Source organism: Actinomadura sp. NPDC023710 (genome assembly GCF_040639875.1).
Taxonomy (GTDB): Bacteria; Actinomycetota; Actinomycetes; order Streptosporangiales; family Streptosporangiaceae; genus Spirillospora; species Spirillospora citrea.
This window is the reverse complement of the sequence record NZ_JBFAGB010000017.1, coordinates 132,580-146,958: the sequence shown is the minus strand read 5'-3', so window position 1 is coordinate 146,958 and position 14,379 is coordinate 132,580. Positions and strand designations below refer to the sequence as shown.

13 protein-coding genes are annotated in these 14,379 nt (G+C 73.1%); 6 read left to right on the top strand and 7 right to left on the bottom strand.

The features are described 5' to 3' along the window. Window positions 1-32: 32 nt before the first annotated feature. Complete coding sequence (locus AB0H37_RS21400) at window positions 33-1,082, bottom strand: hydrogenase expression protein HypE (RefSeq protein WP_179832604.1); 1,050 nt, start codon at window positions 1,080-1,082, stop codon at window positions 33-35. 195 nt (window positions 1,083-1,277) lie between these two features. Between AB0H37_RS21400 and AB0H37_RS21395 the strand changes: the two genes are divergently transcribed. The 3 genes from AB0H37_RS21395 to AB0H37_RS21385 are packed head-to-tail and all read left to right on the top strand — an operon-like array spanning window position 1,278 to window position 3,470. Further along, window positions 1,278-1,601 (top strand): hydrogenase maturation nickel metallochaperone HypA, encoded by a 324-nt coding sequence (locus AB0H37_RS21395; protein WP_360614607.1) that lies wholly within the window; start codon window positions 1,278-1,280, stop codon window positions 1,599-1,601. Beyond that, complete coding sequence (hypB, locus tag AB0H37_RS21390; protein ID WP_329095084.1) at window positions 1,594-2,376, top strand: hydrogenase nickel incorporation protein HypB; 783 nt, start codon at window positions 1,594-1,596, stop codon at window positions 2,374-2,376. Before AB0H37_RS21395 ends, hypB begins: the two co-directional genes overlap by 8 nt. A 56-nt stretch (window positions 2,377-2,432) precedes the next feature. Continuing rightward, window positions 2,433-3,470: an aldo/keto reductase gene (locus tag AB0H37_RS21385; protein WP_179832601.1), complete on the top strand. Its 1,038-nt coding sequence runs from the start codon at window positions 2,433-2,435 to the stop codon at window positions 3,468-3,470. A gap of 56 nt (window positions 3,471-3,526) precedes the next feature. Here AB0H37_RS21385 and AB0H37_RS21380 read toward each other — a convergent pair whose 3' ends face one another. The 6 genes from AB0H37_RS21380 to AB0H37_RS21355 all read right to left on the bottom strand — a co-directional run bounded on the left by AB0H37_RS21380 (window position 3,527) and on the right by AB0H37_RS21355 (window position 10,534). Then, the gene (locus AB0H37_RS21380) at window positions 3,527-5,677 is read right to left on the bottom strand and encodes an acyl-CoA dehydrogenase (RefSeq protein WP_360614604.1); all 2,151 of its coding nucleotides are present in this window, start codon (window positions 5,675-5,677) and stop codon (window positions 3,527-3,529) included. A gap of 78 nt (window positions 5,678-5,755) precedes the next feature. Then, window positions 5,756-6,493, bottom strand: a complete 738-nt coding sequence (locus AB0H37_RS21375; RefSeq protein WP_360614602.1) for a hypothetical protein — start codon at window positions 6,491-6,493, stop codon at window positions 5,756-5,758. Between the two features lie 195 nt (window positions 6,494-6,688). Next, window positions 6,689-7,576 carry a hypothetical protein gene (locus AB0H37_RS21370; protein ID WP_329095090.1) on the bottom strand — a complete coding sequence of 296 codons (888 nt, stop codon included), beginning with the start codon at window positions 7,574-7,576 and terminating at the stop codon, window positions 6,689-6,691. A 62-nt stretch (window positions 7,577-7,638) separates the two neighbouring features. After that, window positions 7,639-8,547 carry a DUF5753 domain-containing protein gene (locus AB0H37_RS21365; RefSeq protein WP_360614600.1) on the bottom strand — a complete coding sequence of 303 codons (909 nt, stop codon included), beginning with the start codon at window positions 8,545-8,547 and terminating at the stop codon, window positions 7,639-7,641. After that, window positions 8,544-9,371 (bottom strand): SAM-dependent methyltransferase, encoded by an 828-nt coding sequence (locus AB0H37_RS21360; protein WP_360614598.1) that lies wholly within the window; start codon window positions 9,369-9,371, stop codon window positions 8,544-8,546. The genes AB0H37_RS21365 and AB0H37_RS21360 overlap by 4 nt, the downstream gene beginning before the upstream one ends. Before the next feature lie 158 nt (window positions 9,372-9,529). After that, on the bottom strand, window positions 9,530-10,534 hold the full coding sequence (locus AB0H37_RS21355) for an oxygenase MpaB family protein (RefSeq protein ID WP_360614596.1): 1,005 nt from the start codon (window positions 10,532-10,534) through the stop codon (window positions 9,530-9,532). Window positions 10,535-10,645: 111 nt separating this feature from the next. Between AB0H37_RS21355 and AB0H37_RS21350 the strand changes: the two genes are divergently transcribed. From AB0H37_RS21350 to AB0H37_RS21340, 3 genes are all read left to right on the top strand, one after another. After that, window positions 10,646-11,284, top strand: a complete 639-nt coding sequence (locus AB0H37_RS21350; protein ID WP_179832594.1) for a TetR/AcrR family transcriptional regulator — start codon at window positions 10,646-10,648, stop codon at window positions 11,282-11,284. A 132-nt stretch (window positions 11,285-11,416) separates the two neighbouring features. After that, a complete protein-coding gene (locus AB0H37_RS21345) occupies window positions 11,417-13,024 on the top strand; it encodes a peptide chain release factor 3 (RefSeq protein WP_329095100.1) in 1,608 nt (535 codons plus the stop codon). Window positions 13,025-13,290: 266 nt separating this feature from the next. Further along, window positions 13,291-14,313: a zinc-dependent alcohol dehydrogenase family protein gene (locus tag AB0H37_RS21340; RefSeq protein WP_329095102.1), complete on the top strand. Its 1,023-nt coding sequence runs from the start codon at window positions 13,291-13,293 to the stop codon at window positions 14,311-14,313. Window positions 14,314-14,379: the final 66 nt, after the last annotated feature.

Genomic DNA, 14,379 nt, shown 5'->3' with positions numbered 1-14,379 from the left:
CCGGTGGGGCCGACCACCGGCGCGGGCCTCGCTCACTGGTGCGGCCAGCGGGGCTGGTAGCCGCTGGTCAGCCTCTCCCGGTTGTGGCGCCACTTCGGCTCCCGGTTCGCGCCCTTGTTGGTGATCGACCGCATCTTCCGGATGAACGGCCCGTAGGACCGCAGCAGCGTCGTGGAGAGGCTCGCCCCGGGCGGCTCGTCCATGAACGGCATGAACTTGTCCGGGAAGCCGGGCATGGTGCAGCCGATGCAGATGCCGCCCACGTTGGGGCAGCCGCCGACGCCGTCCATCCAGCCGCGCTTGGTGACGTTGCAGTTCACGACCGGGCCCCAGCACCCGATCTTCACCTGGCACTTCGGCGAGTTGTAGTCGCGCGCGAAGTCGGCCTGCTCGTAGTAGGCGGCGCGGTCACAGCCCTCGTGGACGGTCTTGCCGAACAGCCACGTCGGGCGCAGCCGGTCGTCCAGCGGGATGACCGGCGCCTGCCCGACCGCCTGGTGCAGCACCCAGAGCAGCGTCTCCATGAAGTTGTCCGGTTGCACGGGGCAGCCCGGCACGTTCACGATCGGCAGCCCGCCCGCGGAGCGGAAGTCCCAGCCGAGGTAGTCGGCGAGGCCCATGCAGCCCGTCGGGTTGCCCGCCATGGCGTGGATGCCGCCGTAGGTCGCGCACGTCCCGATCGCCACGACCGCCCACGCCTTCGGCGCGAGCCGGTCGATCCACGTGTTCACCGGGATCGGCTCGCCGGTCTCGGGGTCGTTCCCCATCGACGTCCAGTAGCCGTCCCCGTTGATGTTCTCGTTGGGGATCGAACCCTCGACGACGAGGATGAAGGGCGCCAGCTCGCCGCGCGCGGCCTGCCGGAACGCCTCCATGAACTCGTCGCCGTTCTCGTAGGCGAGCACCTTGTTGTGCAGATGGACCTTCGGCAGGCCCGGTATCGCGCCGAGGACGACGTCCTCGATGCTCGGCAGCGACGCCGCGGTCACCGAGATGGTGTCCCCGTCGCAGCTCATTCCCTCGGACGTCCACAGAATGTGGATCTCGTCCGTCAGCGGTTGCGCCGGAGCGACGCTCGTCATCGCTTCCCCCCTCGACCGACTGCGGTCATCACCCATGCGGTTGCCCTGGGGGAACGGCGCGAAACACCGCCCGAAAAGCCCCCCAAGGCATTTCCCCGATTCGGTAAACACACCGTTTGACCTGGGGAGATCGGGGCAGCAGAACGGCGCTGGGACAATGGAAGCGGGCCGGGAGGGCGCGTGCACGAATTGGCCGTGACGGAGAGCGTCATCGCGGCAATTTCTACCCAATTGCCCGATTCGCGGGTGGTGGTGGTGCACCTGGAAATTGGGAGACTTTCCGGAGTCATGCCGGACGCGGTGCGTTTCTGCTTCGAACTGGCCGGCGAGGGGACGTGCGTCGAGGGCGCGCGGCTCGACATCACCGAGCCGGAGGGCGTCGGCGACTGCGCCGACTGCGGTGTCTCGTTCCCGGCGCGCGACCCGCTCGCGATGTGCCCGTGCGGCAGCGCCGACGTGGTGATCAGCGGCGGCGCCGACCTGACGATCAAAGCGGTGGAGGTCGCCGACGATGTGTGAGACCTGCGGCTGCGACGGCGAGGACGCCGCGCGCCTGACGACCCTGACGGCCCCGGGGGACGCCCCCGGCCACGTCCACGTCCACGATCCCGTCCACGGACACGGGCATGGGCACGAGGACGGGCACGTCGTGACGCTGGGCCAGAGGGTCCTGGCCCGCAACGACGACCTCGCCGGCCGGAACCGGGCGTGGCTGGCCGAACGCGGCATCGCCGCGCTCAACGTGATGAGCTCCCCCGGTTCGGGGAAGACGACGCTGCTGGCGCGCACCGTCGCCGACCTGAGCCCGGACCGCCCGATCTCGGTGATCGAGGGCGACCAGGAGACGCTGCTGGACGCGCGGCGCCTGGCCGCCGCCGGGGCCCGGACCGTCCAGGTCAACACGGGCGCCGGCTGCCATCTCGACGCCGCGATGGTGGCCGGCGCGCTGGCCGCGCTGGCGCCGCCGGACGGCTCCACGGTGTTCGTCGAGAACGTCGGCAACCTCGTCTGCCCGGCGCTGTTCGACCTCGGCGAGCGTGCCCGCGTCGTGCTCATGTCCGTCACCGAGGGCGACGACAAACCGCTGAAGTACCCGCACATGTTCCGCGGCGCGGACGTCCTGCTGCTCAACAAGACCGACCTGCTGCCGTACGTCGACTTCGACATGGACGCCTGCCGGGACGCGGCCCGCCGGCTGTGCCCCGGGCTGTGCGTCCTGCCCGTCTCGGCGACCCGCGGCGACGGCCTGGACGCCTGGTACGACTGGCTCGACGAGGCGACGGCCGGGCCTTGACCTGGAGCGCGCTCCAGCACCTAGCGTTCTGCGCGAGCCACTGACGAGGAGCACGCATGCAGTACCGCAAGCTCGGCCGCACCGGCGTCGAGGTCAGCACCCAGACCCTCGGCGCGATGATGTTCGGCGCCGTCGGCAACCCCGACCACGGCGAGTCCGAGCGCATCGTCCACCGGGCCCTGGACGCCGGGATCAACTTCATCGACACCGCCGACATGTACTCGGCCGGGGAGAGCGAGGAGATCGTCGGGAAGGCCCTCAAGGGCCGCCGGGACGACGTCGTCCTCGCGTCCAAGTTCTTCTTCCCGCTCGGCGAGGAGCGCAACGCCCGGGGCGGCTCCCGGCGCTACATCGTCCGCGCCGTGGAGGACAGCCTGCGCCGCCTCGGCACCGACCGCATCGACCTGTACCAGATGCACCGCCGCGACTGGGAGACCGACCTCGAGGAGACCCTGGACGCGCTGACCGACCTCGTCCGCCAGGGCAAGGTGCTCTACGTCGGGTCGTCGTCCTTCCCCGCCGACTGGATCGTCGAGGCCCAGTGGGCCGCCGAGCGCCGGGGCGGCGTCCGGTTCGTCTGCGAGCAGCCGCAGTACTCGATCTTCGCGCGGTCGATCGAGGAGTCGATGCTGCCCGCGGCGCGGCGGCACGGCATGGGCGTCATCCCGTGGAGCCCGCTCGCCGGCGGCTGGCTCACCGGCAAGTACCGGCGCGGTGAGCAGGCCCCCGAGGGCGCCCGCTTCGCGCCCTCGGACAACCCGGCATGGCGGGGTCGCACGGTCGACACCGACCCCAGCGTCTCGGCCCGCTACGACGCCGTGGAGCGCCTCACCAAGATCGCCGAGCAGGCGGGCCTCTCGCTGACCCACCTGGCCCTCGGGTTCGTCGCCGAGCACCCGGCCATCACCTCGACGATCATCGGACCGAAGACGATGGCGCAACTGGAGGACCTGCTCGGCGCCGCCGACGTCCGGCTCGACGCCGCCACCCTCGACGCCATCGACGAGGTCGTCCCGCCCGGCACCGACATGGCCGGCATCAGGCACATGACCGGCAACCCGTCCCTGGACGCGGAGAACCGCCGCCGGTCCTGAGCCGCCGGTCCCGGAAGGCCCCGGCCCCGGCGCGGCCGCGCCGGGGCCGGCCGCCCCTACCGGATCAGCGGGTCGCGGGGCAGGCCGAGGATGCGCTCGGCGATCTGGTTGCGGGTGATCTCGGAGGTGCCGCCCGCGATCGACATGCCGCGGGACCCTAGGCGCATCAGGCCCGCGGCCTGCCCGAGGCCCTCGGTGAACGCGGTCTCGGGCCCGGCGAACTCGGCGAGGAGTGCGGCGGTGGCGTGGCCGTGCTCGGCGAGGACGAGCTTGGTGATGTTGCCCTCGGGGCCCGGCTCGCCGCCCGCGACCGCGCGCTCGGCGGACCGCAGGTTGAGCAGGCGCAGGGCCTGCTCCTCGGCGGCGTGGGCGCCGACGCGCTCGGCCGCCGCCGGGACGCGGTCGCCGCGCTCGGCGTAGAGCCGGAACACGTCGGGTCCGGGCGGGCCCCCGACGCCGCCGCCGATGCTGACCCGCTCGTTGCCGAGGGTTGCGCGGGCGACCGTCCACCCCTGGTTGGGCGTCCCGACCACGTCCGCGTCGGGGACGAGGACGTCGGAGAAGAACACCTCGTTGAAGTCGGAGGTGCCGGTCGTCTGGCGCAGCGGCCGGACCTCCACACCGGGGTGGTGCATGTCGACGACGACCATCGTGACGCCGGAGTGCTTCGGCGCGTCGGGGTCGGTGCGGACGGTGGCGAAACCCCAGCGGCAGTACTGGGCGCCGCTCGTCCACACCTTCTGGCCGTTGACGAGCCAGCCGCCGTCCACCTTGACGGCACGGGTCCTGACGGCCGCCGCGTCCGACCCGGCGTCGGGCTCGCTGAACAGCTGGCACCAGACCTCCTCGCCGGTGAGCGCCGGGCGCACCCACCGGTCGATCTGGTCCTGGGTGCCGTGCTGGACGAGCGTGAGGATCACCCAGCTCGTGATGCCGAGCTGGGGGCGCTTCACGCCCGCGGCGCGGAACTCGTCCTCGATGACCAGTTGCAGCCCGGCGCTCGCCTCCACGCCCCAGGGGCGCGGCCAGTGCGGCTGGACGTAACCGGTCTCGATGAGCCTCTCGCGCTGCTCGGCCCGGGGCAGCGCGGCGATCTCCCGGGCCAGCCCGCGGATCTCCGCGCGCCGCGCCTCGGCCTCGGGCGGCAGGTCGAGGCTCGCCTCCCGGACGACCCCGGCCGCCCGCAGCCGGGTCACGTCCCGCTCCGCGGCGTGCGGGCCGGCGACGGCCTCCAGCGTCGCGGCCCGGCGCAGCAGCAGGTGCGCGTCGTGCTCCCAGGTGAAGCCGATGCCGCCGTGCACCTGGATGTTCAGGCCCGCGTTGGAGGTGAAGGCGGGCAGGGCGAGCGCCGCCGCCACGGCCGCGGCCAGCTCGAACTGGTCGGACGGGCCGGACGCGGCCCGCGCCGCGTCCCACACCGCGGCCGTGGCCAGCTCCGCGGCGACGAGCATGTTCGCGCAGTGGTGCTTGACCGCCTGGAACGTCGCGATCGGCCGCCCGAACTGCTGCCGCACCTTGGCGTACGCGGTGGCGGTCTCGACGCACTCCAGCGCGCCGCCGACCGCCTCGGCGGACATCAGCGTCCGGGCGACGGCGGTCGCGTGCGCGCGGGCCCCGGCGAGGACCTCCACGGCGGCGCCGTCCAGCCTCACGCGCGCGGAGCGGCGGGACGGGTCCAGGTTGCCGGGCACCTCGACCGCGACGCCCGGCGCGCCGGCCCGCACGACGACCATGTCGTCACCGGCGGGCAGGACGAGCAGTTCCGCGAGGCCGCCGCCCAGCACGACGCCCGCGTCGCCGGTGGCGGCGCCGCCGGCCACGGTGAGCGCGCCGTCCAGCCCGAGGGCCGCCGGGGTCGCGCCCGACGCGAGGCCGGGCAGGAGCCGGCCCCGCTGCTCCCCGTCCCCCGACGCGGCGAGCACCGCGGACGCGATCATCGTCGGCAGCATCGGGCCGGGCGCGGCGGCGCGGCCGAGCTCCTCGGCGACCACGACCAGCTCCGGCAGGCCCGCGCCCCCGCCGCCGTGCTCCTCGGGAAGGTGCAGTCCGAGCAGTCCGAGCGCGGCGAACTCCGCCCAGAAGGCGGGCAGGGGCTCCTTCTCGGCGTCCAGCAGCGCGCGGTTGCCCGCCCGCGCCTCCTGGTCGCGCAGGAACGAGCGCGCCGTCCGTGCCAACTCGCGGTGTTCGTCGCTGATGGCGATCGCCATGGCCCCTCCAAGCTTCCGTCCCGGCCAGAACACCAGAATGGCATTCGGTTACCGTCCGAGGCGAGGGGTGAGGCCCGATCAGCCGGCGACCCGGGTCGGGTGCGAGCCGTGCCGCGCGGGCCCGGGCGGCGGCGCGAGATACAGCCACGCGCTCGCGCGCGTCTGCTTGACGTCGACGTCGATCAGTTCGAAGTCCTTGCCGTCGATCAGCCGGTACCCGGTGGCCGCCTCGTAGACGTTGGGAGAGACCGCGAGCGCGAAGTCGGCGTCCTCGTCGTCGAGGCGCCGCTTCATGGCGGGCGCGTCCAGCATCCGGAACAGCAGGTTGACCGTGTCGCCGGCCACTCCGTACCTGTCATGGTGCAGGAATCCCGCGTGCAGGGCGGCCCGCAGCCGCAGCCGCGCCGAGGGGGCGGCGGTCGCGTTGTGGTCCTGGACGCCTTCCCGGATGTTCCCGAAAAGGGCCGGGAGGACGGTGTCGAGGCTGGCCTGTGCGCGCAGCACCATCAGGAGCCCGTCGCCCCGGTCCTCCAGCCGGCTGCCGCGCCGTCCGATGCGCGCCGCCGCGAGCGCCTCGTCGACGATCCGGTACATGACCGCGCGCAGGTGGATCTGCGTGGCCTCGTCCCGGCTGGTGAAGCGGGCGATGTCCAGGGCGAGGACGACCCGGCAGCGGGGCCGCGCGCCGCTGCCGCGCCGGGAGGCGAGGCGGCGGTACAGCCGGCGTGCGATGCACCGCCCCGCTCCGCGCCGCCGGGACGTGCCGAGAAAGAGCGCTTCGACGATGGGATCGTCGCTCTGGAAGTGGGGCGCCATTGCCGTACTTCTCCTCCACGAAGATCGATCGCTTCTGTCAGCGATCACCTGACTCTTTCGCGCGCTTAGTCAGTTCCGTGGCACTTCATCCAAAAAAGACCGGCAGTGACGCTTGCGATACGTCAGGGAACAGCGCGGAACGCAGGCGAATGCGCGGGATCGCATCCCGTTTAGCCTATTCGTCCGGCATTCCGGTTAGTTGTCCGGTGCGCTCGCCGGGCGCGGCGGGGCGGCGCCCGGTAAGGCCCCGCAGGAGCGGAACGCGCGCGCCGCCTCCTCGTCGCCGTACCGCCCGGCCGCGTACGCCAGGGCCCGCGCGTGCGCCCGCGCGAGCCGCCGGTCGACCTCGCCGTCGTCCGCGGGCAGCAGGTCCGAGGCGGCGCTCTGGCCCGCCGCGGTGGCGTTCACCAGGTAGGCCGCCGACTTGTGGCCGTGGCCCGTTCCGCAGGCGAGGAGCACCGCGATCTCGTACACGGCGTCCCGGTCCCCTCGCTCCGCCCGCGCCGCCAGGGCCGAGGCGTACGGGCCGTGCGCGTCGAGCACCGCGCGCTCGCCCGGTTCGAGCCGCACCGGATCGGCCGTGCGGACGCGCCGCGCGTCAGGGCCCTCACCGGACGCCGCGCGGTCGCGCGCGCCCTCCTCCGCCTTCGCCTCCCTGAGCAGGCGGTGCCATTCCTCCAGGCCGGCCGCGCCCGGGTCCTCGGTCAGGCCGCCGTTCTCCCGGCCGCACCGCTGCAGGGCGAGGACGATCACCGCCAGCATCCCCGCGGACGGGAGCCGGACGCCGTTGACGACCTGGTTCAGCGTGGAACGCGCGACGCTCGTCGGCAGCGTGCTGCGCCCGCCCATGAGCGGATAGAACTCCTCCAGGTCTTCGACGATCTGGTTCACGACCGTCGGCTTGGGCGATCCGGCCCGGGCGTAGAGCTCCTTGATCCGGTGCCTGAACACCCGGAGAGCGGAGGCTTCGGGCTGCTCGTCGGGCATCGCGTCCTCGTTCTCTCCGCCGCCCGCCCGGAGGGCCCCGGCCGGGGTGACAGGAGTGGACCGCCGGGACGGGACGGCGCGCGTGGTGCTCGCCATCGATCGCGGGACACGATGTCACAGCGCGACGGCGGGAGTCTGCGTCATAAGACACGGCCCCGTCACAATGCGGAGATCATTTCTTTCAGGATCAGCGGCGTGCGGGCCGGCGACGGCGCCCGCGTGGCCAGCACGTTCATGGCGTGCCGATGGTGATCCCGTTCGCAGGACCGGTCCGGATAGATGGCGTTGTCCAGCTGTTCGAGATAGACGACGTCCGCCAGATCATCATGGGGAAGCCGAAGCAGCGTCATGGCGCCGCCCAGTGCGACATGACCGGCACTCGCGAGCGGCAGGATCTGGAGCGTGACGTTCGGAAGCTCGCACAGCTCCAGCAGATGCTCGATCTGCCGGAACATCGTCGCCCGCCCGCCGACCGGGCGGCGCAGCGCCGTCTCGTCGAGGACGGTCCACACGCTGGCGGGCGACGCCCGGTGCAGGACGTCCTGCCGCCGCAGCCGCAGCCGCACGCGCGCGTCGACCTCCTCGGCGGGGCCCGCGCCCCAGGCCGACGCGAGCTGGGCCCGGGCGTACTCGGCGGTCTGGAGCAGGTCGGGGACGTACCGGACGGCGTAGCAGCGGATGACGGCGGCGATCTGCTCCGCCCCGACGTAGGGCAGGAACCAGTCGGGGATGAACCTGCGGTACGGCTGCCACCAGCCGGGACGGTGGGACTGCCGCGCCAGCTCCAGCAGCGCGACCCGGGTCGCGTGCTCCCGCACCCCGTACAGCTCGCACAGCGCCAGCACGTCGTCGATCCCGCAGCGCGTGACGCCGGACTCCAGGGCGGCCAGCCTGGCGTCGGAGCCGAGGGCCCGCGACGCGGCCCGCGCGCTCAGCCCGCGCCGTGCGCGCAGCCTCCGCAGGTGGGCCGCCAGCACCAGCCTCGGCATCGTCGGCCCCGCCGACGCGTCGGCGCCCAGCCCGGCCGCCAGCGCGGCGCCGATCCGTCCCGCCGGGACGATGCTCATGACCCGGCGGGCTTGCGCGCGACGCCGCAGAACTGGTCCATTTCCTCGGGCTCCCCGAACGGCGTCGCCTCCGGACGCCATCGGGTGCAGGAAACGACGCCGGGTTCGACGAGCTCCAGCCCCTGGAACAGATTCTCGATCTGCCGGGGCGTGCGGTGAATGCCGGGCGGCTTGCCGAACCTGTTCCACTCCCGGATCGCCGCCGCCATCCTCTCACCGGTGATCTCGATCGTCGGATGTGCGATGGCGAGGTAACTGCCGGGCGCCGTTCCCGCCATCAGCCTGCGGACGATGTCGAGCGCCTCGGCATCGTCGGTGATGTGCCACAGCACGCCGAGCATCGTGATCGCGACCGGCTCGGTGAGGTCGAGCGTCGCCCGGGCGCCGCGCAGGACGGCCTCCGCCTGACGCAGGTCGGCGTCCAGGTAGTCGGTGGCGCCCTCGGGAGTACTGGTCAGCAGGGCCCTCGCGTGCGCCAGCACCAGCGGGTCGTTGTCGACGTAGACGACCCTCGCGTCCGGCGCCACGCGCTGGGCGACCTCGTGGGTGTTGTCGGCGGTGGGCAGCCCCGTCCCGATGTCGAGGAACTGCCGGACGCCCGCCTCGCCGGCCAGAAAGCGCACCGCCCTGCCGAGGAAGAGCCGGTCGGCGCGGGCCTGCTCCACGATGTCGGGCAGCACCGCCGCTATCTGGTCGCCGAGCTCGCGATCGACCGCGTAGTTCTCTTTGCCGCCCAGCCAGTAATCCCAGATCCGCGCCGAATGCGACACCGTGGTGTCGATCTCTGGGACCGGGGGTGGATGCGGCGCTCGCGAGTCGTCCAAGACCTGCCCCTCCTCCCCGGTGGACACAGCGCCTTCCACCCTAGGTCTCGGATCGGCCTTTCTCCTGGCCCATTGAGGCCATCACGAAATTGAACCGCGACATTGGGCGAGATCAACCGAAACCGAAGGCGATTATTCGCCGAGCACCATTCGGCGGGTCAGGCGGTGGCCTCGACCTCCGCGCGCGACAGCACCGGGTCGGGCGCGTCCGGCGCGGTGGAGGCGACCGGCGCCGACACCCCCGCCGCGACCCTGGCCCGCGCCTGCCGGAACTCCGGCAGCGGGCCGGTGGCGTCGTGCAGGGCGTTGAGGACGACCCACAGCGTCGTCCGGCGCAGCCGCAGCGTGACCGGGTTGGGCGGCTGGTAGAGGGCGAGCTTCCGCGCCCACTCCGGCAGCATGTCGCGGGCCGCCCAGTCCATGAACGGGCTGCCGGGCTCCCACGGCTTGGTCTTGCTGTCGCGCAGGTTGGGCCCGGTCCCGAACGCCTTGATCGGGGTGATCGCGAGGCGCGGCAGGTACGACTCCAGGCACTCGGCGACCTCAGCCTTGGTGGCGGGCAGGTCCGTCCCGCCGAGGGCCTCGCCGACGCGGACGAACTCGCGGTAGTAGCGCTCCAGGTCGTCGCCCTTGAGCGGGCGGCGGTGGTAGCGCTCGTGCGCGGTCGCCAGCCCCCACACCACCGTCGCGTAGTTCCAGCGCAGCCAGTCGGGGTCGTCGGCGTCGTAGGCCAGGCCGTCCGGGCGGGTGCCCTTCACCGTGTGGTGCATCGCGCGGACGGTCCGGGCGAGGCGCTCGGCGGTCGCGGTGGAGCCGTAGGCCGTCCCGACGAAGAACGAGAGGGAGTGCCCGAGCCGCACGGCCGCGCCCTCGGGGTCGATGCCGCCGGTCGGGACGCCGTCGACGCGCTCGGGGATGCGGGAGTGGTCGTAGGCCATCCAGCTGATGCTCGGGTCCAGGCCCTCGATGTAGGCGGCCCCGACCAGCCCGAGCAGCAGGGTCGGCAGATGCGAGTGGACGTACCAGACCGCGCTGCCGGGCCCGAACCAGCCGGGGTCCCCCTCCGGACCGGCGAACTCCAGCCCCCGGAAGAACCGGGAGCGGATCTCGGCGTCGAAGGCCCGCTCGAACCGCGCCGCGATGATGTTGGTCCTCGATGACATGCCGCACTCCCGGGCCCATTCTGGTGACAAGTGTATCCAGAGTAAGTGTCTGGGTACACCCGTGTCCAGACTTGGAGGGCCCGGCGGCCCGGCGGGGGTAGGGTGACGGGCATGGCGAGCACGCGCACGGCCGCGGTCACGCGGTGGGCCGGCGTCCCCGCGAGCCGGCGCCGCGACGAGCGGCGCGCCATGCTCGTCCGGGCCGCGTTCCGGCTGTTCGGCGAAGAGGGCGAGGCCGCCCTCACCGTCCGCGCCGTCTGCCGTGAGGCCGAGCTGCACACGCGCTACTTCTACGAGAACTTCGCCGACACCGGCGCCCTGCTCGCCGCCGTCTACGACCGGGAGGCCGCCGCCCTCGGCGAGGTCCTGGCCCGCGCCCTGGACGAGGCCGGCCCCCACCCCGACGTCCGCACCCGTGCCGGCATCCGCGGCGTGCTGAGCTTCATCAGCGAAGACCCCCGCCGGGGCCGCGTCCTGTTCGCCGAGGCGCGCGGCAACGAGGTGCTGGCCGAGCGCCGCCGCGCCGCGCAGACCGCCCTGCTGGAGGGCGTCCTCGCGATGAGCCGCGCCGAGAGCCCGCCGCTTCCCGTCGTCGTCGCCGCCACGATGTTCACCGGCGCGATGACCGAGCTGGCCCAGCAGTGGGCCGACGGCCGCCTGGGCGACGACCTCGACGCCGTCGTCGACAGCGCCGTCGAGCTCTCCCTCGCCCTCCACGCCACGACCGCCCCCCACCTCCCCTCCGGGTAGGGGCGCGGGCGCGGGCCCGTCAGGTGTGCCGGAGCGAAGAGCCGGTCCAGGACGGTCGGCAGGTCGAGCATCACTTCGAGGGTGAAATCGACCCTAGAGTATGCGGGGAAGGTCGTCGGAGAGGGGAGCGCGGTGAGCGCCGGAATCGGCACGGCGGAGGACGTTGCGGCGGAGGCGGCGCGGCGCCGGACGTTCGCGGTGATCAGCCACCCGGACGCGGGCAAGTCCACGCTGACCGAGGCCCTGGCCCTGCACGCCCAGGCGATCGAGCAGGCGGGCGCGGTGCACGGCAAGGCCGGGCGGCGGGGCGTGCGCTCGGACTGGATGGACATGGAGCGCTCCCGCGGCATCTCCATCACCTCCTCGGTGCTGCGGTTCGAGTTCGGCGACGCCCTCCTGAACCTGCTCGACACCCCGGGCCACGCGGACTTCTCCGAGGACACCTACCGGGTGCTGGCCGCCGTCGACGGGGCGATCATGCTGCTGGACTCGGCCAAGGGCCTGGAGGCGCAGACGCTCAAGCTGTTCGACGTGTGCCGCCACCGCGGCATCCCCGTCATCACGTTCGTCAACAAGTGGGACCGGCCGGGCCGCGAGCCGCTGGAACTGCTGGACGAGGTCGAGCAGCGCATCGGCCTGCACCCGGCGCCGCTGAACTGGCCGGTCGGGATCGCCGGGGACTTCCGCGGCCTGATCGACCGCGCCGACGGCTCCTACACCCGGTTCCGCCGCACCCCCGGCGGCGCCACCCGGGCGGCCGCCGAACACGTCCCCGCCGACCGGGCCGCCGCCGAGGAGGGCCAGGCGTGGGTGACCGCGAGCGAGGAGCTGGCGCTGCTGGAGGAGATCGGCGCCGTCCTCGACATGGAGGCCTTCGCCGCCGGCGCCTCCACCCCCGTCCTGTTCGGCGCCGCGCTGCCCAACTTCGGCGTGAGCGCGCTGCTGGACACCGTGCGCCGCCTGGCGCCCGCGCCGTCCGCGCGCACCGACGCCCAGGGCCACGCGCGCCCGGTGACGGCGCCGTTCTCCGGGCAGGTGTTCAAGGTGCAGGCGGGCATGGACCGGGCCCACCGCGACCGGCTGGCCTTCATCCGCGTCTGCTCGGGCCGGTTCGAGCGCGGCGCGACCCTCACCCACGCCCCGACCGGGCGTCCGCTGGCGACCAAGTACGCCCAGACGGTCTTCGGCCGCGACCGCTCCACCCTGGACGCCGCCTACCCCGGGGACGTGATCGGGCTGCCCAACGCCTCCGGCCTGACCGTCGGCGACACCCTGTACACCAGGACGCCCGTGACGTTCCCGCCGATCCCGGCGTTCGCCCCGGAGCACTTCATGGTGGCGAGGGTCAAGGACAACAGCCGGGCCAAGCAGTTCCGCCGCGGCATCGACCAGCTCGACAGCGAGGGCGTCGTGCAGGTGCTGCGCAGCGACCTGCGCGGCGACCAGGCTCCCGTCCTGGCCGCGGTCGGCCCGCTCCAGTTCGACGTGTTCACCGCACGGATGGCCGACGAGTTCGGCGCGCCGGTCGAGCTGTCACGCCTCGACTACACCACCGCCCGCATCACCGACAAGGAGTCCGCCGAGACGCTCAACGGGCGCCGCGGCATCGAGGTGCTGACCCGCACCCTCGACGGGTCGTACATCGCGGTCTTCATCGACAAATGGCGAGTACGCGCCATCGAACGCGAATACCCCGACCTCACCCTCACCCCGATGCTCGCCGCCGGCGTCCCGGACTGACCCGCGACGACGCGACCGCCCACGCCGCCGCCACCGCAGGCCACGCCGCCGGCCCGCCGTCCCTGGCGCATGCCTACGGCAACGCCTTCCTGATCATGGCGATCATGATGTCGGCCGCCGCGGTCGTCCGCCTTCTCCTGTCTAGAGGGCCTTTCCTCGGGTAGGGACGCCCTCTCAGCACACCCTTCACCCGTGCCCGTCCGCCGCGCCGGCCGACGGCTTCGCCGGGTTCCCAGACCGAATATCGCACCGAACGAAGGAGCACCATGCGCGCTGCCGTCCTGCACGCTCCGGGAGAAGTCCGGGTGGAGGAGATCGACGACCCGGAGATCATCGAGCCGACCGACGCGGTCATCCGGCTGACGGCGACCTGCGTGTGCGGCTCGGACCTGTGGCCCTACCGCGGCGTGGAATCCGTGGACGGGCCCGTCCCGATGGGGCACGAGTACGTCGGCGTGGTCGAGGAGGTCGGCGACCAGGTCAGGACCGTCAAGCCGGGCCAGTTCGTCGTGGGCTCGTTCGTGGCCTCCGACGGCACCTGCGAGATCTGCCGCTCGGGCTATCCCTCGTCCTGCGTCCACCGCGTGTTCATGTCCCAGATCGGCACCCAGTCCGAGCGCGCCCGGATCCCGTGGGCCGACGGCACCCTGGTCGCCACCCCCGGTCTCCCCGACCTCGACCTGGTCCCCAGCCTGCTGGCGGCTTCGGACGTCCTCGGCACCGGCTGGTTCGGCGCGGTGGCCGCCGAGGCCGGCCCCGGCAGGACGGTCGCCGTCGTGGGCGACGGCGCGGTCGGACTGCTGGCGGTGCTGGCCGCCGGGCGGCTGGGCGCCGAGCGGATCATCGCCATGAGCCGCCACGAGGCGCGCCAGAAGCTGGCCGCCGACTTCGGCGCCACCGACATCGTCACCGAGCGCGGCGACGAGGGCGTGGCGAGGATCAAGGAGCTGACCGGCGGGCTGGGCGCGCACTCGGTCGTCGAAGCGGTCGGCACCCAGGAGTCGATGCAGCAGGCCATCGGCTCCGCCCGCGCGGGCGGCCACGTCGGCTTCGTGGGCGTCAGCCACGACGTCGCCCTCAGCGGAGAGGACCTCTTCTTCTCCCAGGTCCACCTGCACGGCGGGCCCGCCCCGGTGCGCCGCTTCCTGCCCGAGCTGATCGACCTGATCTGGCAGCGGAAGATCGACCCGGGCAGGGTCTTCGACCTCAGCCTCCCCCTGGACCAGGCCGCCGAGGCCTACAGGGCGATGGACGAGCGCCGCGCCGTCAAGGCCCTCCTCAGCGTCTGAACGGGACACCGACGGACAGGGCGCACAGCGGCCGGCGGCTCCCTGCCGCAATGGGCGCGTCAACAG